General features: G+C 37.6%; 16 protein-coding genes. 4 read left to right on the top strand and 12 right to left on the bottom strand.

Annotated features, from left to right (window positions below):
• Positions 1-69: 69 nt before the first annotated feature.
• From CA2015_RS22950 to CA2015_RS22925, 6 genes are all read right to left on the bottom strand, one after another.
• Complete coding sequence (locus tag CA2015_RS22950) at positions 70-474, bottom strand: response regulator (RefSeq protein ID WP_048644011.1); 405 nt, start codon at positions 472-474, stop codon at positions 70-72.
• Complete coding sequence (locus CA2015_RS24470; RefSeq protein ID WP_053086741.1) at positions 440-2,437, bottom strand: sensor histidine kinase; 1,998 nt, start codon at positions 2,435-2,437, stop codon at positions 440-442. Before CA2015_RS24470 ends, CA2015_RS22950 begins: the two co-directional genes overlap by 35 nt.
• A 394-nt stretch (positions 2,438-2,831) precedes the next feature.
• A complete protein-coding gene (locus CA2015_RS22940; protein WP_048644010.1) occupies positions 2,832-4,319 on the bottom strand; it encodes a potassium/proton antiporter in 1,488 nt (495 codons plus the stop codon).
• An 812-nt stretch (positions 4,320-5,131) separates the two neighbouring features.
• Complete coding sequence (locus CA2015_RS22935) at positions 5,132-6,244, bottom strand: Gfo/Idh/MocA family protein (protein ID WP_048644009.1); 1,113 nt, start codon at positions 6,242-6,244, stop codon at positions 5,132-5,134.
• Positions 6,245-6,280: 36 nt separating this feature from the next.
• The gene (locus tag CA2015_RS22930; RefSeq protein ID WP_048644008.1) at positions 6,281-7,141 is read right to left on the bottom strand and encodes a sugar phosphate isomerase/epimerase family protein; all 861 of its coding nucleotides are present in this window, start codon (positions 7,139-7,141) and stop codon (positions 6,281-6,283) included.
• A 24-nt stretch (positions 7,142-7,165) separates the two neighbouring features.
• Positions 7,166-10,663, bottom strand: coding sequence for a PVC-type heme-binding CxxCH protein (locus CA2015_RS22925; protein ID WP_048644007.1), 3,498 nt, complete (start codon positions 10,661-10,663; stop codon positions 7,166-7,168).
• 154 nt (positions 10,664-10,817) lie between these two features.
• On the opposite strand from CA2015_RS22925, the gene CA2015_RS22920 reads away from it, so the two are divergent.
• Positions 10,818-11,693, top strand: a complete 876-nt coding sequence (locus tag CA2015_RS22920) for an AraC family transcriptional regulator (RefSeq protein ID WP_048644006.1) — start codon at positions 10,818-10,820, stop codon at positions 11,691-11,693.
• Between the two features lie 138 nt (positions 11,694-11,831).
• Here CA2015_RS22920 and CA2015_RS22915 read toward each other — a convergent pair whose 3' ends face one another.
• On the bottom strand, positions 11,832-12,230 hold the full coding sequence (locus tag CA2015_RS22915; protein WP_048644005.1) for a GlcG/HbpS family heme-binding protein: 399 nt from the start codon (positions 12,228-12,230) through the stop codon (positions 11,832-11,834).
• A gap of 363 nt (positions 12,231-12,593) precedes the next feature.
• Positions 12,594-13,568: an NAD(P)-dependent alcohol dehydrogenase gene (locus tag CA2015_RS22910; protein WP_048644004.1), complete on the bottom strand. Its 975-nt coding sequence runs from the start codon at positions 13,566-13,568 to the stop codon at positions 12,594-12,596.
• A gap of 363 nt (positions 13,569-13,931) precedes the next feature.
• Between CA2015_RS22910 and CA2015_RS22905 the strand changes: the two genes are divergently transcribed.
• Positions 13,932-15,722, top strand: coding sequence for a sulfatase-like hydrolase/transferase (locus tag CA2015_RS22905; RefSeq protein ID WP_169786507.1), 1,791 nt, complete (start codon positions 13,932-13,934; stop codon positions 15,720-15,722).
• Between the two features lie 253 nt (positions 15,723-15,975).
• Positions 15,976-16,149: a hypothetical protein gene (locus CA2015_RS24935; RefSeq protein WP_157470574.1), complete on the top strand. Its 174-nt coding sequence runs from the start codon at positions 15,976-15,978 to the stop codon at positions 16,147-16,149.
• Positions 16,150-16,527: 378 nt separating this feature from the next.
• On the opposite strand, the gene CA2015_RS22900 is transcribed toward CA2015_RS24935, so the two are convergent.
• The 4 genes from CA2015_RS22900 to CA2015_RS22885 all read right to left on the bottom strand — a co-directional run bounded on the left by CA2015_RS22900 (position 16,528) and on the right by CA2015_RS22885 (position 20,719).
• The gene (locus tag CA2015_RS22900; RefSeq protein ID WP_048644002.1) at positions 16,528-17,481 is read right to left on the bottom strand and encodes a DUF4625 domain-containing protein; all 954 of its coding nucleotides are present in this window, start codon (positions 17,479-17,481) and stop codon (positions 16,528-16,530) included.
• 104 nt (positions 17,482-17,585) lie between these two features.
• On the bottom strand, positions 17,586-19,964 hold the full coding sequence (locus CA2015_RS22895; RefSeq protein WP_084011959.1) for a TonB-dependent receptor: 2,379 nt from the start codon (positions 19,962-19,964) through the stop codon (positions 17,586-17,588).
• 98 nt (positions 19,965-20,062) lie between these two features.
• Positions 20,063-20,275, bottom strand: coding sequence for a DUF3820 family protein (locus tag CA2015_RS22890; RefSeq protein ID WP_048644000.1), 213 nt, complete (start codon positions 20,273-20,275; stop codon positions 20,063-20,065).
• A 12-nt stretch (positions 20,276-20,287) separates the two neighbouring features.
• Positions 20,288-20,719 (bottom strand): hypothetical protein, encoded by a 432-nt coding sequence (locus tag CA2015_RS22885; protein ID WP_048643999.1) that lies wholly within the window; start codon positions 20,717-20,719, stop codon positions 20,288-20,290.
• Positions 20,720-21,023: 304 nt separating this feature from the next.
• Here CA2015_RS22885 and CA2015_RS22880 point away from each other — a divergent pair, with 304 nt between their 5' ends.
• Positions 21,024-22,304 (top strand): MFS transporter, encoded by a 1,281-nt coding sequence (locus tag CA2015_RS22880; protein ID WP_048643998.1) that lies wholly within the window; start codon positions 21,024-21,026, stop codon positions 22,302-22,304.
• Positions 22,305-22,468 lie beyond the last annotated feature (164 nt).

Raw genomic sequence — 22,468 nt, 5'->3', positions numbered from 1 at the left:
GTGAATTACTCTGTCCAATAAGTTAGAGAAAGCAGAGATAAGGGTCTCTAAGCTACTAAATAGACTTATTTAAAATTCATCGTCAATTATTTTTTCAAGCATTTCAGCTGTAAGGGGCTTGCTTAAAAAGCCATTGACAAATCCTTTTCCCATGGCTTTCTTTTTGTCATTCGGGTTGATGGATGTAGTTAACATTACAACCAATATTTTTCCTTTTAAGCCCTCGTCAAGCTGTTTGTATCTTTCCAAAAACTCCCAACCATTCATTGCGGGCATATTGATGTCAAGAAAAATAATATCAGGCTGAGGGTATTTACCCTCCTCTTTTTTTTCTAAATACTCTAATGCTTCATATCCGCTTTGAACAGCCACTACTTTCTCTGCCAAATTACTGTCTTCAATAATAATTTTGTGCAAGAAGTTCGTCGGTTCATCGTCATCAATCAGCAGTATACAGTTTACTTTTTTTCTCATGATCTTTGGTTCTTATGGTAAAATTAAATGTGCTCCCTTCATTTAGCTTTGATTCAACCCAAATCTTTCCTCCATGTAAATCTACAATTTTCCTACAGTGGGCCAGTCCAATTCCGGAGCCTTCATACTTGTTTTTATTGTGTAATCTTTGAAATATTTCAAAAATCTTCTCTTGGTGTTCATCAGAAATGCCTATGCCATTGTCCTTAACGGAAAACAACCATTCATATTCGTTTTGAGAAGCTGTTATTGTTATTTGGGGTTTCGTGTCTTTGTTTCGAAATTTAATAGCATTGTTGATTAGGTTCTGAAAAACCATCCTAAGTGGTGTTTTATAACCATTAATCAAAGGTAATTTATCTACTTTGATTGAGGTATTGGTTTCCTGAATATTTTTACCAAGATCGTTTACTATCCCTTTAATTAATTCATTACAATCCACAAGGCTAAGCTCATTGCCTTTGTCAATTTGATTGTAATCCAATAAACTCTTGATAAGTTGGCTCATTCTTAGCGTTGCTTCCTGAATATATTTTATACTTCTTAAACCCAATTCATCGAAAGAGTCAGACCGTTTCTTTGCCAGAAGATCCGTAAAGCTCATTACTGTACGTAATGGCTCTTGAAGGTCATGGCTGGCCACATAAGCAAATTGTTCTAGCTCTTTGTTTTTATACTCAAGTTTTTTAACATAAGACATCCTCAGTGCCTCGGCTTCTTTTCTCTCGGTTATGTCTTGACTTAAAACCATGTACTCGGTAATTTGTTCTTTATCATTCTTAAAGGGTATAAATGCCGTTAAGGTCCAATAAAAAGAACCATCCTTTGCCTTGTTTTTAATTTCATTTACCCAGATTTCACCAGAGCTAATTGTTTCCCACATATCATCGAAAAATTCTTTACTGTGGTGTCCAGAATTTAAAATGGAATGAGAACTCCCTATAAGTTCCTTTCTTGAATATTGGGAAATTTTACGAAATGAATCGTTGACATAGGTAATCACTCTATTTGGGTCCATTAGTGAGACAATTGAAACTTGATCTACCCCTTCCTTAAAACGCCTTAAATAGTAGCGGTTATTCTCATTCAACTCCTCAGCCAATTGTTGCTTTTCAGCATCCGTTTTATTTAAGCCTATGGCAATATAAGCCACGTAAATTATGCTTATAGGAATAAATATCGCCGCATAAGCGACCATTCCAAATTCTGTCGTAATAATGTTTTTATCGATTCCAATAATTAAAAGGTAGCTGGAAATAATAGGGAATAAGACAATCGTTGGCAGTATTCTACGGGTTAATTTACTTCCTTCAAAATTCCCTGTGACTATTTTATAAATTGGAGAATTAGGGCTTTTAAATAATTGTAAGATAGTAATAATTAAAAATAAGCCAGAGGTATTAATGGCCATTGTTTGGAAAAAGGAGGCTTTACTGGATAATGGGATGGATAATATAAAAGCAATTATGGCTACAAGAGACAGAAGAGCAGTTAATTTAAATGCATACAAGCCTATTTTTCCAAAAAAATACTTTGGTGTCAAGTTCCCTAAAAAACCTATTCCTACCAAAATTGAACAAATGGCTGTTGCAGGAGACATCCTGCCAGGGCTGTTTGTTGAATAAATATCTGTTACAATAATATTGTCAATTGAAAAAGCAACCCAACCAAGATGCTCTACTAAAGTTAGTCCACCGATTAGAATTAAACTGGAGGCCAAAATCTTGGTTAAGGTTAAGTATTTTTCCCATTTTTTTCGCTGGAAAATCATGATCATTCCAGATATGAAAAATACCAAGGCGGTGTTGAACTTCATTGTTGCATCTCCCGGAGGGATTCCTAAAATCTGGTAAATTTTAATAAACCAACCAATCATAACCAAGAGACTAAATGTAATCGAAATTGAAATTACAGCTTTCTCAAAGGTTTTTAGGGTAACTTTTTTAAGGAGAATATTTAACATAAGGTTTAAAAATAGAATTATAATTGTAACAACGGAAGTTTTAAAATGTTTCGATTACGATGGCTTTACTATTAATAAATTTTGATTTGAATCAAATATCACTTATCTACCCAAATTTTTAAAATCTATTTGACAGGACTAAAAAATAAAATCTACATTTTCAATAAATAATTCCTGATCATCATAGTGATGTTTAGCTAGAGCCTTCAAATAGTCAGATTTTTTTCGATTACAGTACTTCTCGTAATCAGGGGACAGGCATTACTCTTAACTATTATTAGGGCGTAGAAATTCTATTGCATAATCTGGGTTTAATGCTACTACTTACTGTCAAAAATGACTTTTCCTTTGTTAATTTAGGTTTTGAGAACTATAAGCTAATAGGTGAAACAAATTATTTTTTAGAGCTTGGGTCTTCCTCCTGAATTCTAAGCGATTTGTATACTTCCTTGATGTTTTCCAGTTTATCAGTCAATACAATCAATTTGTCATTCACCTCCAAAGTGGTTGAGCCGTTGGGCATCAAATAATTCTCATCTCTTTCAATCATCGCAATGATGGCGTTTTTCGGGAAATCTAAATTTACTATTTGTTTGCCGATCGCATCAGTGTCTTTTTTAAGGGTAATTTCTCTTAAGATGGTTTTAGGATGCTCCTCAAGAAATTCTTCACTAGGGGTAGGTTTTTTTACATTATCTGGCAAACCCACTTTAAGCCATTTGGCAACCAAGGAGATGGTTGTTCCCTGAATCAATACGGAACTGATGGCAACAAAAAAGACGATATTAAAGATAATATTGGCCTTGTCTATGCCTGCTAATAAAGGGTAGGTAGCAAAAACAATGGGGACAGCACCTCTCAAACCAACCCATGAGATATAAAATCTCCGCCTTAGTTTCATTTTAAAAGGTATGAGGGAAATGAATACCGCCAAGGGCCTGGCTACAAGGATTAAGAAAAGCGAAATAATTAAGCCTAGACCTATATACGGAATTATTTGCGATGGGAATACCAACAACCCCAAGGTCAAAAACAAAACAATTTGCATCAACCAGGCCAACCCATCAAACATTCTTAAAATAGTGTTTTTATGAATAATGTTTTGGTTTCCAAGATAGACCGAGCATATATAAATGGCGAGGAAGCCATTGCCATAAAGGGAGTTGGTAGCTGAAAAGGTGATAAACATAAGGGCAATGGTAAGTACTGGGTAAAGCCCCTCAAAATCAAGCTTAATTTTATTGATTATCCACTTGCTAAGTTTGCCAAATAGGAGACCTGAAATTGCTCCAATTATCATTTGTAGTAAAAACAAAGGCATTATAGACAATGCACCTTTATCAGGTTCTTGTACCAATGATAAAAAAGCAATGGTTAGCACATAGGCCATGGGATCATTACTTCCACTTTCTAATTCCAGAGTGGGGCGTAGGTTTTTCTTTAAGGCAAGGTTTTTACCTCTGAGAATGGAAAAAACAGCAGCAGCATCTGTAGATGAAACGATTGCACCTAGAAGTAGACTCTCAAATAAGGTAAAATCTGTAATCAAATGGACAAAATAGCCCAAACCTAAAGCTGTTAGTAAAACACCCATTGTAGACAAGGCGATGCCTTCCTTCAAAACTGGTTTTACCGAAGGCCACCTGGTATCTAAGCCACCTGAAAAAAGTATAAAGTTAAGGGATACAATACCTATAAACTGTGCGATTTCAGGATTGTCAAAATAGATGCCACCTATGCCTTCTGAACCCGCTAACATACCTATCGTAAGGAAGAGCAATAAGGTAGGAATTCCGAAGCGGTAGCTTGGCTTTCCTACAATAATACTGATCAATAATAGGATAGAGCCTATTAGTATTATATTTTCAATGGTTATATTCATGTAACCTTAATTTTTACTTATTAAAAATGATCATCTGAGAATACTACTAGGATGATAGTCTACAAGCCTTGGAGATTATTTTTATAAATCCTTTCTCAAAAGCATAATAGAAATTAATTACGTTCCTGAAATGAAATAGGATGCGTATTATTTAGCTATCCTTTAACCTTTTTTGTCATAGCAGTTTCGTTGATTTAGTTCCAAATAGGAGATTCCAAACGTAAAATTGCCTGATTAATTCACTTCAAAACCGATGATCTTTCGCTGTTATCAGTTTCCCTAATGCAGTATTATTATGGGCTTTAAAATTTCTGTGCTTGAAATTGAAGACTTTACTAGAAAGTCTATCCAGATAGCCCCGTTAACTAGCAAAAATACTGAATTCCTTGAAGGTTTACCTCAATTGCTTTAATAAATAGTTATACAAAAATTAAAATTTTGAAGCTCTAGAAAAGTTAAATAGGTCAGTGGTAGTTGATTTTGAACCCGGATTATGTAATAGGGTTTCTCCGTCCTGACAATAGTCAGGGGTGAAGCCTGTCCCGTGTTTACGGGAAGTGTTGCAATCGCAAGACACAATCAGGCTGTTTGGAGATTTTAGCATAGCACCGCTATGGTGAAATTGAAAACAGCAACAAAGCGGCTGATTTTGAAGCGATTTCAGCACGTAATAGATTGTCTATTGTATATTTCGGGTTGAAGTGTTACGGTAGGAGAAAGGTGATTTGTTTCCTATCTGAATTTTATGCCCAAAATAAAAAAACACTACCCGGATTGACTGGAATCCGGGTAGTTTTGGAATAATAGGTTTGTTATTTATTAAAAGTGAAATCCGGAAGCTTGATTTTTTCACCTCCATTCATTGCGGATTCATGTGCTAAAATCCCCACACAGGTTATATTTGCAGATTGCCTGGCATTGGGATAGGGTGCCCTGCCTTCTTGTAAGGCAGTAACAAATTCATGTACCAGGTGTGGATGAGAACCCCCATGGCCAGCTCCTTGAATAAAGGATAGGTGTTGGTTATCATCGTCATCATATACACCTTCGGTAGTAAATAGGGCTATTTCTTCTGGGAGTAAATGTGCATAATCCGGAATTTTCACCTTTTCCGGTTTTTCTCCAGTATGCACCACACTGTCTTCATGTTCAATCAGTGTCCATTCAAAGGACTTCTCAGATCCATATGCATCAAAACTCTCTCTGTACTGTCTTGCAGTATTGAAAAGAGATCGGGTGACTTCTGCGGAAAGGTCTGTGTCTTTTAGTTTGATATGACAGCTTTCTATGGCAAATGGCGAACCGTACTTTTCAATCAAGTTTTCATCGATCCTACCAGACCCAAAACAGGATACGTATTCAGCCTCGGCCTTTGGCAATGCCAATACCGGCCCTACACAATGGGTGGCATAATGCATAGGAGGGAGGCCCTCCCAATAGCCAGGCCAACCGGCCATCTCTTGCTGGTGACTTGCTCTTAAAAATTGCAATTTACCCATAGCCCCACTCTCATACATTTCTTTCACAAAAAGAAATTCCCTACTGTAAATCACTGTCTCCATCATCATATAGGTAAGTCCCGTTCTCTCCGTTTCTTCTACGATTTGACGACATTCTTCTACCGTTGTAGCCATTGGAACTGTACAGGCTACATGTTTGCCAGCTCTTAGCGCTTTAAGAGATTGTTCGGCATGTGCTTGAATGGGGGTGTTTATATGAACAGCATCAATATTTGGGTCCTTTAGCAACTCGTCATAATCCGTATATCTTTTGGCTATACCAAAGGCATCGCCAATTTCATCCAACTTCGCCTTATTTCTTTGGCAAATGGCATAAATATTGGCAGAAGGATGTTTTTGATAGATAGGGATAAACTCTGCACCAAATCCCAGTCCTATGATCGCTATATTCAATTTCTTACTCATGTTAACAAATTATTTGGGTTGAAAGATTGAATTTTATTAGTTGGTGGCCCAATTTTTTAAAAAATTGAAACCTTCAGAAGCAAACTTATCCTGACTTTCTGCCAAGGGCCGCCAAATGCAAACTGCACCTGCCAATTCCTTTATTTCAGGTGTAAAGCTTTCAATTGTGACTGTACCTTTGTACTTCACTTTTTCTAGTCCTGATTTAAAGTCTTCCCACCTTGTTTGTCCTGTTCCTGGAGTTCCACGGTGATTTTCCGACACTTGTACATGAATTAGCTTTTCACCCGCCTGTAAAATAGCCGCTTCTATGCTTGGTTCTTCTATATTCATATGAAAACCATCCAATAATACCCTGGCAGCTGGATGATTGATGTCAGAAATTAACTGCATTAAGTCAGAGGTTGTGTTGATCAGGTCCGTTTCAAATCGATTTAAGGCCTCCAAAGCTATTTTTTGACCTGATTTTTGGGCCATCTGACAGACTTTCTGCAAATTGGTGACTGCCCTATCCCATTCGATTTTCCTTTGTTCTGGAGAAACCAAGCGAGCCTTTCCCACAGCCGAATACATAGGCCCTGCCACAAACTCAGCACCTAAGGCAGCACTTATATCAAAACAGTCCTGAATATAATCAAAACTTGTTTGATGATATGAAGGGTCGTCATGGGTTAGGTCCCTACTGGGACCGAAAGCAGCACAAATAATAGGAGCAAGGCCATTGTCTTTTAAAGCCCTGTCAACTATCGCAGGATCGATTAATGAAGGATCTTCTACAGGGATTTCCACAGCATCATACCCCATTTTCTTTATTTTTGGAAAAAGGGAAATGGTATCGCTGCTAAATGGAGAGGTCCATAGCCAAGTACTAACTCCCAATTTTATATCTAAAGCCATTACTGATTATTTATTTTTTAAATCCTATTCTACAATCATTATTCCATTCATAATTCTCCAATGTCCTGGGACTGTACAAAGAAAAGGGTATTCTCCAGGGGTACTTGGAGCAGTGAATACCAAGCTTTCATTACCTTCAGGATTTACCAATGGAGTAGCAGCAATTATCTCTGGTATCTTTGGGACAAAATTCATGTCAATGCCCTTGGGGTCTCTAGCCAATTCGTCCGCAGCTTTGCCGATGATTTCTAAACTCCCTGATTTACCTACCAACAGGTTGTGTTGCATGAAGTCATTGTTTACGAAATCAATGGTTACCTGTTGCCCTGCTTTTACCTTGAAGCTGGCTTTATCAAATTTCATTTCATGAGCAATGACTCCCATTTTGATTGTTACTGCACCTGCATTGTTTGTTGGAGACTGAGCTTGTTCTGATTCAAGTGATTCAGGTTCATCACCTAATATTGGTACTTTAAGGTTGAGGTAAGATGCCCTTGAATTCATTCTTCCATTAAAGTAAAAACGATCCTTGTAATCCCCTACCTGAGAAGAACCCATATTGTCATGTCCGATTCTAACCCTGTCCTGGTCAAAATTCTCAGTGAAAAGGCCTTGGGCATTGCTTTTTGCAAGGGCAATGTCATCAATGCTTATTTCCATTTTTCCACTATTCTCTAGGCTTGCTTGTAATACAAATTGTTGATTGGGTATTTTTCCTCTTGAAACAGCCTGGTAGGTTTTTCCATTTTGTTTTACCAACCAGTATATGGTATTGTTTTGAATATACAAACTATAACCATTGGTTTTGTTACCCTGTGCCACGATTATCCCTTCCAAAGGTTTAGCCGTTTTGCTTAAGGTGGCCTGAATTCTAATTTCCTTACCAGCTATTTGTGGTGGAAACGGAACTCCAGATCTTCTATCTAAACTGTATTGTTCTTCGATAAGGCTCTTGGCTACTCGCTCTTCTAAAGTCAATAATGAATCGGCTTTGTCAATCTGCTGAAGTGCAGTTGAAGAAGGATCAAAAGCAGAAGGATGGGTGATTGTTGCTGCAAATAAGGCTTGAGGAATATATTCATCAGAAGCATTTTCATCATCTTGACTGGCAGCTAAAAGTAAATCTGAAACATCTGGGGAAGAAGGCATTTCTGCAATGGCAAGCAATGCCTCTTTTCGGGTGTTAAGGTCTTTATCCTTAATCAGATTAGCATCTAAAATTGCTTTTAATACCTCTTCGCTTTTAGGCAATACCCGAATGGCATTTTTTCTAACTCCGGCAGCAGGGTGTTTCAGCGCCTTTATTGCAACTTCCATAGCTTTTACATTACTGCCATCCAAAGCACCTGTTCCATGCAGGGCCCATAAGGCATGAACGGCTGGAGAATTTAATCCGATTTCATCTACAGATTGGTCAGCTATAAGTTGGAGTAAATCTTCTATTATCGATGTATTTTGGTTTTCTACAATAAGCTTCTGAGCGGTCATCCTCCAGAACATATTGTCACTTTTCAAGCCACTTATAAGGTCATTGTTATTTAAAGGATCGATGTTCATCGTTTTGTAATCTCCTCCTTTATAGATCAGTCGGTAGATTCTACCGTGTTTGGAGTCTCGAAGTGGATTGATATAGGCATTGCCTTCCCCGTTTTCAAATCCCTTTGGAGTTGGGTTGTGTTGAATAATGAAATTGTACCAATCTGCTACCCAAAGTGCTCCATCAGGTCCCACTTCAGCATGAACAGGAGAAAACCATTCGTCCGAACTCGCTAATAAGTTAAAGCCATTCTTTTCTTTAAAACCTGAGCCTTCAGGGCTTATTATGGCATTGTGTAAAACCCTACCCGTAGGTTCTGCCACAAAAGCGACTTTGTTCCAGTAATTTTTGGGAAAACTTCTAGCGGTGTAAAAATTGTGTCCGGCTGCAGCTGTATAACTGCCATGCCAATCTACCTGACGTAAAAATGGGGTAAGGTGTGGCATATCATAATGGCTGTCTATACCATGAACAGCGTTGACCGAGCCTCCATTTACAGGTCGTTTTACAAATTTATTGGGCATAGCAAGATAAGCGCTGTGCTGGCCATTTGCAGTAGAAATAAAAGTATTAAATTCTTCAGTGAAACCTAAACCCCAGGTATTGTTGCTGGTATTTCCGAGGAACTCAAGGTTGCTGCCGTCAGGAGAAAATCGGTAAACTCCCTGACTAAAGGACAAGGCTCTGCCCTCTGTTTCTCCTTTAAAACCGGAGTAACCTAAAACACCCCAAATCTTATTGTCAAAACCATATTTTAAATTCGAAGGACCAGCATGGGTGTCACTTTTTCCCCAGCCTGTAATGATGGTTTCCCTAATATCTGCCTTATCGTCCCCATTGGTGTCTTTTAGAAACAGGAAATCTGGAGCCATGGAAAGCAATATACCTCCATTGACATAGACCATGCTAGTAGGAATATTTAGGCCATCTGCAAAAACAGTGATTTTATCGGCTTTTCCATCACCATCTGTATCCTCTAGGATTTTGATTTTATCATTGCCCCCTTCTTTTCTTACTTCATTGGGGTAGTCTGATGTTTCAATGACATAAAGCCGTCCCTTATCATCCCATGCAATGGCCATTGGGTTGATAATGTCTGGTTCTGAAGCAAAAAGCTGCAATTCAAAACCTACAGGGACCTGCACCAATTTCATTGATTCTTCAGGTGAAAGTGGAAGTTGGTACCTAGGGGCAGGGTCATTGTTTTCATAATTGGGGATTTCCGCATCCTCAAATTGAGGTTGAGGTATATCAAACTCAGCCACCTGTTTAGCCACCTTGTCTCCGATAGCCCATAATACACCATTGGCAACTAATTTTTGAAATTCAGGTTGATTCCACGTTCTTTCGTCATGACCATAAGCTGTATAAAAAACACGTCCTTTTCCTTGTTCTCTTACCCAGGTGTAGGGTTCTTTTCTATCTCCCTCAGTCCTTTCCATCAAGATGGTCATGTCTTTGTTTAATTGACTGTGCACATAGGTCTCATCCCAAGTAGTGAAAGAAGATATCCCCTCCATCACAGGATGAGAGGGATCTGTAATAGAAGTACTAAATTCACCCGTTCCATGAGAAGAAAATTGCCCTCCCACAGTTTTTATAAACCAATCAGAATTTTGGAAACAAAATGAGGCACTGTGAATAGGAATCAAAGCTTTACCACCCTCAACATAATTTTTAAGCGCTACTTCTTGTTCTGCTGAAATAGCCTCATGATTGGCATAGATCATAAGCCCATCATAAAGTCTTAATTTTTCTTCGTTAAGGTCGTTAGGGTCAGCAGTGTAAGTTAGGTTGATTCCTTTTTGGAATAAATGCCTGGCAAGTATGGGCATTAATTTTTCAGAATCATGATGCGTGCTTTCGTGGCCGAGAAATAGTATTTCTGCCCTCCTTGGCCCATCTGATAGTTCAATCCTGTTAGATTTGGTGCCACATGACATCCAAATCAGCATGGCAAAGGCAATTATCCCTAGGTTTTTCATGGTAATTATTGTTTGGGTAATATTGTTCTCCTATTTCAAAATACTAATTTGGACGTTTTAATAAGGAATTGCTTACTGTTTTTTATCTAATTACGACTGTTTTTTATCATTTTTATCTAAATTTGATCTAGTAAATAGCATTAAATAATTACTATTGAAGAAAGCTTTTCAAAAATCACGTATTCCAGAGCAAAGCGCTTTTGTGGTGAAAGAGCTAATAGCTCCTAATTTTGACAAAAACTGGCACTTCCATCCAGAGTACCAACTTTTCTTGGTAATGGAGGGAAGAGGAACCAGGTTTGTAGGGGATGATATGCGCTCATTTAAGCCAAATGACCTGGTTTTTACAGGTCCTAATTTACCTCACCTGTGGAGAAATGATCAGGAATATTTTGAAAAGGATAGCCAACTCATGACTAGAGGAATTGTCGTTTATTTTCCAGAAGGATTTTTAGGAAAAGACATGGGAGAGAAAGACGAGTTTGAAGAGCTTCAAAATCTGTTGAAAAGAGCGTCCTTGGGTCTGGAAGTAACTGGAGAAACCAATACCTTGGTCAGAGAGCGTATGATCCAATTGGTTCAAAAGAAGGGTTTGGAAAGGATTATCGGACTCCTGGAAATATTATTACTTATTTCAAGATCCAATGAGGTTAAGACCATTGTTCAGGCAGGATATACCAATGCCAATAAGGAATCTGAAAAGGATAGAATGAGTAGGGTACATGAATTTGTTATGGATCATTTCCAGCAAGACATCAAGCAGGAAGAGGTTGCGGCCTTAATTAACATGACTAGCAGCTCTTTTTCCCGCTATTTTAAATCCAGAATGAATAAATCCTTTTCTGATTTTTTATCAGAAGTTCGGATTAGTCATGCTTGTAAATTATTGCATTCCGAAAACCTCAATATTAGCGAAGTGAGTTATGATAGCGGATTCAATACGCTTTCAAATTTTAACCGACAATTCAAAGAAAGAATGGGAATGACCCCAAAAACCTATAAACAAGATTTTCAAACCAGATTTGAATAAGCTAGAAGCCTATAATTACCTGTTTGAAGAGTAAATGGTAGATTGGTCTGTAAATAAAAACTGATTAGAACCAGGTAAAAGTAAAAAATATTCCGGGCAAATTATCACAAATTTGCCCGGCAAATAGGGCTTTTAAATTTATAAAGCTTTTGCTCCAGCTTCAGCCACAGCATGGTCATTTTCCACGGAACTCCCGCTTACGCCAATTGCCCCCACTATATCACCAGCACTATTTTTTAAAGGCACCCCACCAGGGAAAGTAATGAGTCCATTGTTGGAATGCTCAATATTGTACAAGGATCCACCTGGCTGAGACAATTCCCCTATTGTCCCCGTATTCATGTCAAAGAAACGAGCAGTTTTGGCTTTTTTAATGGAGATGTCCAATGAACCTAACCAAGCTCCATCCATGCGTGCAAAGGCAAGAAGATTGGCTCCTGCATCTACTACTGCAATATTCATTTTAGTATCAATAGCTTTGGATTTTTCCTTGGCAGCGGCAATAACCTTTTCAGCGTTAGCTAATGAAATATTCATATAATTTGGGTTTAAATAATAATTGATTATAAATGACTTTGTTAAATAAAATTAAATATAGGAATAATTTATAAATGAAACTTAAAAATCATTCGGAAATGAGTTCAAATGAGACTATAGCTCTAACAAGACTTCTTTCTAGTCTGAAGTAAATGGTTCAGCCAAAGGGTAGTTTTAGAAATGATACCAAATGAATTAATGAGTTAAATTCAATTACCGAACTCTAATAAATTCTGCAAGAATGATGGATATAATGAAGCTGAACCTATAGCGAAGCGTTTATGTATTAACCTTATGGTTAAATTTAATTCCCACTTTCTTAAATGGCTTGGGAGAAGATCATTTTTGCCAAAATACATGTAACTAGGATTGAATGGCGATTATTACCTTTCCTTTATGCTTTCCCTCGCCAAAAAGCTGTAGTTTTTCTGCGGTAGACTCCAAGGGATAAGGGCCATCTATAACGGGTTTAAGCTGTTTATTGTCATAGAGAGTTGCAATTTCTTCTAATCCAACATTGGGCTTGAGGCTTAAAATATTTAGCTTTTTGTTGGAGAAAGGTAGAAGTAGCTTACCCCAAATCAAAACCCATATCAAATCATTAAGGTTTCCACCAATACTCACATATTTGCCTTCAGGTTTCAAGGCGCGATAGTAAGCAAATGGAGATTTATTGGTTTTGCAATCGAGTATTAAATCATATTGTAGGCCATTTTGAGTAAAATCTTCTGTATTGTAATCTATTACATGATCATACCCCATGGCCTTAAGCATTGTTAGTTTTTCTTTATTGTCTACCCCGGTCACTTCACAAGCATACATTTTCGCTAGCTGTAGAGCCAAAGTTCCAACACCGCCACCTGCGCCGTTAATTAGCACTTTCATGCCTTCTTTTATCTTGCCAATAGCTTTCAATCCCTGTAGAGCCAATAAAGCAGCATGAGGCAGAGCAGCTGCTGATTCAAATGACATAGATTTAGGCTTGTGAGCCAATGCATCCTGATGGATACAAATGTATTCAGCAAATGTTCCAAACCCATGATTGGAAGTGTCTCCAAATACTTCATCACCGAGGACGAAATCTTTTACCTTAGCACCAACCTGAGCCACTGTTCCAGACAACTCCATTCCCATGATTTTCGATTTTGGCTTGGTCAATCCAAACATAAGCCGGTACAAATATGGCTTTCCCCTTACCAAGCTCCAATCGTAATCATTGATCGCTGTACATCGAATTTTCACCAAAACTTCATTGTCTTCGGGCACAGGAGTAGCTTGCTCACTTAATTTTAATACCTTTTCAGGTAAACCATATCTTTCAAAAATGAGTGCCTTCATGATTATGCTTGAGTATTTTAAGTGAGATAAATAGGATGTCCAACTCTTCTTATAGACAAAAAAACAATAATAAAGTAAGATAGCCAAAACACGAATATTTTGAAAAACTATCTCATTTAATTGTTTCTTTTTAAATCGAATCTATTGTGATTTATCAAAATATAATTTGCAATGGCTTTTTATTCCATTATTTTAGATGAGTCCTTTTTTAAAACATATTTGGAAGGACATACTTAGGTTTACTTTAACTTTTAATATATCATATACATGAGGTCTCAAATTAAGAATATAGGTTACATTGCTTTAATTTTTGGCTGCGGATTAAGTTTAGTATTACCCTGTAAAGGCCAAACTCCTAAGAAGTTGCAAACCAATATCTTATGGATTACCACTGAAGATATCAGTCCAAATTTGGGCTGTTATGGGGATGAATTTGCCCGCACCCCATTTTTAGACCAATTGGCAAAAGATGGGGTAATGTACACCAATGCCATCGCATCGGCTCCAGTATGTGCTCCAGCCCGCTCGTCCATTGCCACAGGAATGCACCAATCTTCCATTGGTTCCCAACACATGCGAAGCAAAGGTAAGTTTCCTGAAGCATTTAAATATTACCCTGAGTATTTGAGAGAGGCCGGCTATTATTGTACAAACAATAGCAAAGAGGACTACAACCTGGTTTATGATGCGGCCAAAATTTGGGATGAGTCAGGAAAAAAGGCACATTGGAGAAATAGAAAAAATAAGGACCAACCGTTTTTTGCTGTTTTTAACTTTACAGGTACTCATGAAAGTGCGACCAATTTGAAAGAAAAGCATCAAGGAGTGGTTAAGGATATTCACCAAGACCAATTAATAAAATCAGGTGAGGTTCGGCTTCCACCGTATTTTCCGAACACTCCAATTGTCAATGAATTGTGGGCCAGGTATTACAATAATATAACGGCTTTAGATAATTATGTGTCAGATATAGTTGTCCAATTAAAGGAGGACGGATTGGCGGAAAACACCATTATCATGTTTTATTCCGACCATGGTGCAGGTGTGCCTATGCACAAAAGGTGGTTGTATGACACAGGCTTGAAGGTGCCTTTGATCGTATATGCGCCTGAAGCCTATAGCCATTTGGTTCCTCAAAGTGCAGGGAATAAGGAAGATGAGTTGGTTAGTTTTGTAGATTTGGCGCCGACCGCTTTAAACCTTGCAGGCATTCCAAAGCCTGAGAATATGCAAGGCAGAGCTTTTTTAGGTAATCATCTAAGTCCTGAAAGAGAATATGTCTATGCTTCAAGGGACCGCATGGATGAGCGCTATGACATGCAAAGGGCCGTGAGGGATAAGGAGTTTAAATATATCCGTTATTACGAATTTACTAAGCCCTTTGTGCAGTATATGAATACACCCGAAAAAGGAGAAATTATGCAGGAAATACGAAGGGCTTATTCTGAAGGAAACCTACCTGAGGCTGGGGTGAAATTAATGGCTGAAAATAAACCTGTAGAGGAATTGTTTGACCTTATCAATGACCCATTGGAGCTTAATAATTTGGCTCAGGACCCAGAGTATTCAAAGAAACTAAAGGAAATGAGAAAGGCGCACCTTGCCTGGTCTACTAGAGTAGGGGATACAGGCTTGATTCCAGAACCAATTTTACGTGATTGGGAGGAAAGTAATGGCAAACCCATATTTTCGATTTGGAGAGACAATAGTATCCCCGTGGATGAAATCCAGAAAACAGCTTTGTCTAATGATGTTGAGCTTTTTACCAATAACCTTACACACAATAACGAGGTAGTGCGCTATTGGGCAGCAACGGGTATAGGCAATTATTCTGTTAAAGGGAATCCACAATTGCATTCCCAATTGACTGCTTTATTGGAAGACGAGTTTCCATCCGTACAAATCGCAGCGGCAAGGGGGCTTTGTAAATTAGGTTATGAAGAGATCGGACTACCCACTTTGACTCAATCATTAAAAAGTAGCGATGAATGGGTTCGATTAAATGCAGCATTGGTATTGGATGAGATAGGAGAAAAAAGCAGGACAATACAAGATAAGCTTCAGGAGGTAATGAAAGATAATAATAAATATGTAGTGCGTGTAGTTAACCATACATTGAATGAATTGAATGGCAGGAATAATATTGTAGAATAATTTTTGCCGTTTTCAAACTTAAATGAATTGGGTTTATCCTTTTTTAGGTAAACCTATATATTGGCACTTAACGCTATGTTTAATGTATCCAAGTGGATCCTTTACTGGATTATGGACTCAATTGCAGGTAAATATTGACACAAATACTCAAATCGTAATTTTTTTTCAGGTTTCAGGGGTTTTTTGCATTGTTTTTGTAATAATGAAAACAATATTGTTTAATCATTGTTAGGTATTTGTTAAACATAAAAAAATGAAACTCTCTTTAAAATATATCGCAGTAATTTTATTTTTCTGTTTTTTAAGCTTTAACGATTCTATTTTGAGAAGAATCTCAAAAGATAAAATAAAAATTGAAAAAATAGAGCAATACTTGGTGGATTCAGGTCAAAGCGTTTTAAATCAAGTGGTAATAGATTTGAATTGAAGATGAAAATGTTTAATAAATTTTTTAAATCCTAATTCGGTTATTTTAAGTTTTGGATTATAAACCCGAAATATGTAATAGACAATCTATTACGTGCTGAAATCGCTTTAAAATCAGCCACTTCGTTGCTGTTTTCAATTTCATCATAAATTTCACCATAGCGGTGCTATGCTGAAATCTCCAAACAGCCTGATTTTCTTGCGATTGCAACACTTCCCGTAAACACGGGACAGGCTTCACCCCTGACTATTGTCAGGACGGAGAAATTCTATTACATAATCCGGGTTAAAAAGATTCAATTCGGTATAGAAAACAATAAAAGGCGTAGCAAATGCAGCTAGGCCTTTTATTGTTTGAGATCTCTATGGATTTTACAAATTAATCCATATCCACATGGAATGTCTTTTCGGTAAAATTACCATTAACATCTTCAGCCCTAATGGTAAGATCCAGGTGTTCACCAGTTGCTGGAAGGATGATGGCATCTTCACCTGTAAGGAGTGTTGCCAAATTAATTGTTTGATCGTTTGGCAAATCGGGGCCCTGTCCTTCTGACAGCCATTGAGAATTTCCCCACATTTTGTCATAAACATGTTCCTCATTACTGATCCTTGCATTGTGTGCATCATGGTCATGATCATCATCTTCTTCCTCGCCCAGTTTTATCCACACAAAAGCCAATGGAGCACTTAACTCATGGCTGGTTTTGCTGATTTCTCCTGTCACAGTTAGTGGCTGCCCTTTGGTACCTATCAGTTCATCATCGTCAAGGTTATTTATTGAAATGCTTGGAGAATAGGGAGTTCTTATATGTATGGTAGCCAGGTAACTTGAACCGTCTGCAAAGCTAGTTTGATTGCCATGAATATCTGTTGCTGATATAGAAAAGTCGTATTTACCAGCCAATACAGGTGCACTTAGTCTAGAGTTGGCTCCTGACCAATAGATATCCGTTGCTGTTGAATTTACATTGACTCTGGTAGAATTTGCAGGAAATTGAAAATTCTGGTCACTCGCATCTACGGCATATATGTCATCGATCGATAACTTTTGAAAATCACTAAGAACTCTTGCATGGCTGTGCCCATCAAAATTTGCATGCACATTTACTTTGACTTGTCCTATGCCAGATGGATCTTCAACTGAAAAGCTAACAGGAATATGGTCCATTGTTTCAGTAAAAACATCTCCGTTTTCAGGGCTTATCTCATCACCTGAATCAGCATGATCTATCTCTGGAGCCATTAGGTCTTGAGGATCTTCGCTATTGGTCTCACATGAGAATAGATTAAGAATTATTATTCCGACTAGTAGAATGTTGGCTTTTTTCATCTTTCAAATGAATCATTAATGGTTAGATACAGTAGTATTGCAATTGCAATTATGTTGCAATTATAAACATTACTTAATACATTTCCTAGAAGGGAAGGGGATTGCTATGGATTTTTTATTTCAAAGGGGATTTTCAGGCTAATATTAATATTTCGACCTTGTTCGGGTAGATTTAAAAGCCTATATCTACTCATATGATTAAAGTAATAGGCATTTAATAAGTTTTTCCCACTAATTCTAAATTTCAAAATTTGTTGGCCCAAAGTGAACTCTGTTCCTATACCTGCCTCAAGTAGTCCATAACCTTTTGTTACTCGCTCATTTCTGTCAACCCTGTTTTGTGCGGCAACTTGCCTGTACTCCATAAAGAAATTGCTATTTGGTAGCCAAGTTTTCTTGTAAGGAAGGGCCCATTCTACCCCGGCCAATACACTTGCTGGGGGAGTTAAAGGAAGTGGTAAATTGGTATCGAGATTATGGCTATAGACATATTCCGCAACCAGATTAGTTTGTAGTTCAGGTGTTATCGCCCAATGAATTTTAGCCTCTCCTCCTGAGAAAATTGCATTGTTTTGCCTGTATTCCCAAAGGGTCCCTGCTCCGGGCAAAGTGGAGAATTTTGCGGTTGGGGACAGGTAAATATAGCCCAAATAATAAGCCAGATAGGGACTGAAGCCAATTAGTAAATTATGTTTCGAATAAGTAAAGTTTAAATCTCCCTGAAAACTACGCTCACTTTTTAAGGATGAGTTTCCCAGTTCATGTCTGAAGTTTCCATGGTGAATGCCATTGGTTGACAATTCTATTGGACTAGGGATTCTGTAACTACTTCCAAGGTTGAATTTTATGTTGCTCTTATTACTTATGATCCAAGATAAACCTGTAGAACCACTCATATTGGCGTAGTTGCGGTCAATGTCAGGGTTTCTAAGGACTTCATTTCCTGTAGGTTCTCCAGCACTACTGTAAACGGGCTGGGAGTGGGCGTCAATCTGGTGTTTTGCAATATCCATCCTTAGGCCAGCATTTATGATGAAATTGTCTAGCAAGCGGTACTCGTGAAAGTAAAATAGACCAGCAGATTTTGATTGAAACTTTGGTAAAAGAAACTCGAAACCACCAAATTGATTGTCCATTATACTAGACTGAAAACCAATAATGGCTTGTTGTTTATTGTTAATTTGGCGGTTGTATCTAAAGTTGGCTGTATAGGTGTTGAGATAAAGGGCCAATGCAAGATTGCCTTGATCGCTAGAATTTATACCGTGTGCATGAGGAAGGGATTTTTCTAACCTTTCATTGCGTTGGTAAGCCAAATCCATTTCCAGCCAATTTTTACCCAATTGAATGGTGGTATTAGAAATTACTTTTAAATGGGAATTGTCTTGGTTGGGTAGTTCAATATTGCTGTAATCACCATTGTGCTGAAGGTTATAGCTATTAGGTATGCCCACAGCTCCTGTGAAAATTCCGGCTTGCTGCCCAAACCTACTTACAGTAAGCGTTGATTTGCCCCAATTTTTCCTAATACCTGTCATAATTGAAAAATGCCTTTCTTTACCAGCGGTATTTTTCAGGCGGTTTTCATAAACAGGCAAAACGAAGCCTGCATAGGTATATTCATCGGCAGGAACGCGATAGTCCTGGTAATCTTGAAAGGTGAGTCTGCCCTTGAAAATAAACCCATTTTGATTGCCTTCCACCATCGCCGAATGACTTCGCATGTTATTGTTCGTCTGGTAGCTATTAATCAAATGCCCGTTAATGTTACCGTTTATAGGCAAAGGTGCAGGAGAGATATTGATCACCCCTGACATACCATCAGAACCGTAAATTAGTGAGGCTGGACCTTTTACAATTTCAACACGGTCAACATCAAATGGATCAATTTCTAATCCGTGATCAGCACCCCATTGTTGTCCTTCTTGTTTTATTCCACGGTCATTGACCTGAATTCTATTTGAACTCATGCCACGAATTACCGGTTTGCTTATGCCAACCCCCGTGTTTATAGTGCTGATTCCTGGGAGCTTTTCTAAGGCATTGGAAAAAGTGCCTGAGTTATTTCTTTCTATAAAATCCCTATCAATGACATCAATGGTCTGTGATTGTTCTACGGGACCGTTTTTAAATGGATTGGCTTCAATGGTAAGGGATTGAAGGGTTATGGCAGAGGGTTCCATCTGCCATTTGAGATTTATATCGCTGTTCTCAATTATTACTGTTTCTGTTAATGACTTGTATCCCAAGTGGGAAACATGTAAATGGTAATTTCCAGGCCTTAAGTTTTTTAAAGTGAATTGTCCATCTAGGTTTGCCGATGTTCCTGTCCCTAATTCATGAATTAGGATAGTAGCCATCAATGGTTCTCCTGACTCATCTAATACGATGCCATTAATTCTATAATTAGGGGTAGATTGTGCGGAAATTTGATGATGGCTTAGTGTTAGCAGAATGGATATTAGGAGAAAAGTAAATCTCACGGTAGTATTTTGAAGGATTGGAATACTTATTATAAAACAAAGGTATCCTTATCACTTTATAATTGCAACACTATGGCAATAATACGATATAATATACCCTATTTTTTTTTTAAAGGGTCTAATAAGTATTCCAAACCGTTAACACGGATCTCATACATGGTTTCCAGCCACATTCCCAACTTACCTTTAGGAAAGCCATTCCGTTTTAACCAGATCAAATAATGTTCAGGTACATCACAGATAAGCCTGTCCTTGTACTTGCCAAAAGGCATTTTTTTTGAAACAATCTCCAAAAGTATATTTCTATCCATGTCCCTTGTTGATTAATTCAACCAGGCATCCCAAGGAATTCGGCTTAAGATTAGGATAAAGGCAACACCGTAGAACATGTAGATGCTTCTAAATCGGCTTTTGCTTTCTGTTAATTTTTTGGCTCTGCTATATCCGATGGTAATGAGTGCGATGGCAATAATATTAATAAGTGGATGCTCTAGGGCATACAATCTGCTCATGGAATCTCCCATCGTTTCACCACTAAGGTTAGACAGTCCGACTGGACTTAAAAAGTAAACTCCAATACCTACTAACAATTGGATGTGGGCAAGTATCATCCCGATCAAGCCAAATTTACGGTCTTTTTCACTAAATTCTTTGCCACTTAATGCACCGATTAGGGCAGAAATAAAACTAAATATAATTCCTGCCAAAACGATATAGGCCAGAAATGAATGTAGGTGTTGAAATCCGGTAGTCATGGTAATTATGATTTTCTGTTAACAAACGGCTAAATAAGTAAAAATAAATGACTATACCATTAGTATGGTTGTGCTTTATAAAAATTATATTGATTAGATTTTTTTAGCATTGCCTTTTTGGAAAGTGTAGGCCAGGCTTTTTTAATCAAGGATAATAATTACTATAAATTTATATTTTGCATATATCTTTTTTTCATTTGGTTAATTGGTGTTAATAACCTAAATATTTACTTAATTTTGCAAATTATAATTTCCTTTACCCAAAAAACCTTATTTATTTCCCTGTATAAATAAATTGTCAAAGATGAGTTATTGGAATTTTGTATTTGAGAATAAGAAGTTGTTGATTTTTGGCTTGTTAATGACATGTCTATCGGGTTATGGACAAACGTATCTTTTGGCCTTATATGTGCCTTATTTGATTGAAGAATTTTCGCTTCAAAATGCCCAGATAAGTGTTTATTACATGATTGCCACTATCGCAAGTGCCTTTTTATTACCTCAGGTTGGGAAATACATTGATAAGGTAAGTTTGGTAAAATATACCCTACTTACCACAGTTGTTTTTATCCTTTCCATGCTCTTAATGAGCTTTAACCATTACTGGTTCTTTTTACCCGTTGCTTTTTTTGGTTTGAGGATTGCCGGGCAAGGTCTGTTCAGTCATATTGCCATTACTTCCATGTCAAAGTATTTTATTAAGGGTAGGGGGAAAGCAATTAGTATGGCTTCACTTGGGCATCCTTTTGGACAGGCTGCTTTACCAATAATGGTGGTGGCTTTGATCAATGTTTTCGGTTGGAGAGAATCGCTTCTGGTCAATGCATTGATAGTTCTTATCATGGTGCCTTTGTACCTGTACTTTTTTATTGATGAGAAAAAACTTGTGGTATATCAAGAGGATGTTGATACTTCAGCTACAGGTTCCAAAAAGGAAATTTCTCAATGGGAGATCATGAAAACGAAAAGTTTTTGGATCTTGGCACCTAACCTCTTTGTTCTTGCCTTTACCGTTACTGGTTTGTTTTTTTACCAGTTTGCAATAGCTGATTTCAAAGGATGGAGTTTGGAATGGATGGCTGTAGGACTTACCTTTTATGCGATTGCAGGATCAATAGCAATTTTGTTCTCCGGGCCATTGATAGACAAGTATTCAGCGAGAACATTTTTCCCTTACTACCTTATACCTTTTTTAATTGCGATCATTTTCATTTGGCAGATCAGTGATCCATTAGTGATTTTCCCCTACATGATTTTAATGGGAGCCTCAGCCGGGGTGGGTAATTCCATTATGTCAGCTTTACAAGTGGAACTATTCGGTACTGCCTATATAGGTAAAGTACGAAGTATTTTTGCATCCATAATGGTGCTTAGTTCAGCTATAGGTCCAGCCATTTACGGTTTGATTGTGGATGCAGGATACAATTTTGAATATCTTTTTATTGGATCTGCTATTTTGATGGGCATAGCGATTTTGCTGTCGTTTAGAATTATCCCTAATTATACCTATGCAAAAATGAAATATAAGTTTAAAAAGCGAGATAGAAGATTCGACTTTTTTAATATTTTCACTTTAAAACGGTAATTTCTGGGTGTGGAATCCCATAGTGCTCAATGTTCTTGTGTCTGTTTAACCCGGATTATGTAATAGAATGTCTATTGCATATTTCGGGTTTAATATATAAGTAAGGCTACAGACCATCTAATAACATTAAAAACTATTAACATTAAAAAAATAAGGCCATGTCA

The sequence above is a fragment of the Cyclobacterium amurskyense genome (assembly GCF_001050135.1).
Lineage (GTDB): Bacteria > Bacteroidota > Bacteroidia > Cytophagales > Cyclobacteriaceae > Cyclobacterium > Cyclobacterium amurskyense.
The sequence above is the reverse complement of the archived record's forward strand: the minus strand, read 5'-3'. Positions and strand labels throughout refer to the sequence as shown.

Bases quoted from the DNA above. Each gene is read 5' to 3' on its own strand.
- CA2015_RS22950 (WP_048644011.1), bottom strand. From the start codon at position 474: ATGAGAAAAAAAGTAAACTGTATACTGCTGATTGATGACGATGAACCG.
- CA2015_RS24470 (WP_053086741.1), bottom strand. From the start codon at position 2,437: ATGTTAAATATTCTCCTTAAAAAAGTTACCCTAAAAACCTTTGAGAAA.
- CA2015_RS22940 (WP_048644010.1), bottom strand. From the start codon at position 4,319: ATGAATATAACCATTGAAAATATAATACTAATAGGCTCTATCCTATTA.
- CA2015_RS22935 (WP_048644009.1), bottom strand. From the start codon at position 6,244: ATGAGTAAGAAATTGAATATAGCGATCATAGGACTGGGATTTGGTGCA.
- CA2015_RS22930 (WP_048644008.1), bottom strand. From the start codon at position 7,141: ATGGCTTTAGATATAAAATTGGGAGTTAGTACTTGGCTATGGACCTCT.
- CA2015_RS22925 (WP_048644007.1), bottom strand. From the start codon at position 10,663: ATGAAAAACCTAGGGATAATTGCCTTTGCCATGCTGATTTGGATGTCA.
- CA2015_RS22915 (WP_048644005.1), bottom strand. From the start codon at position 12,230: ATGAATATTTCATTAGCTAACGCTGAAAAGGTTATTGCCGCTGCCAAG.
- CA2015_RS22910 (WP_048644004.1), bottom strand. From the start codon at position 13,568: ATGAAGGCACTCATTTTTGAAAGATATGGTTTACCTGAAAAGGTATTA.
- CA2015_RS24935 (WP_157470574.1), top strand. From the start codon at position 15,976: ATGAAACTCTCTTTAAAATATATCGCAGTAATTTTATTTTTCTGTTTT.
- CA2015_RS22900 (WP_048644002.1), bottom strand. From the start codon at position 17,481: ATGAAAAAAGCCAACATTCTACTAGTCGGAATAATAATTCTTAATCTA.
- CA2015_RS22890 (WP_048644000.1), bottom strand. From the start codon at position 20,275: ATGGATAGAAATATACTTTTGGAGATTGTTTCAAAAAAAATGCCTTTT.
- CA2015_RS22885 (WP_048643999.1), bottom strand. From the start codon at position 20,719: ATGACTACCGGATTTCAACACCTACATTCATTTCTGGCCTATATCGTT.
- CA2015_RS22880 (WP_048643998.1), top strand. From the start codon at position 21,024: ATGAGTTATTGGAATTTTGTATTTGAGAATAAGAAGTTGTTGATTTTT.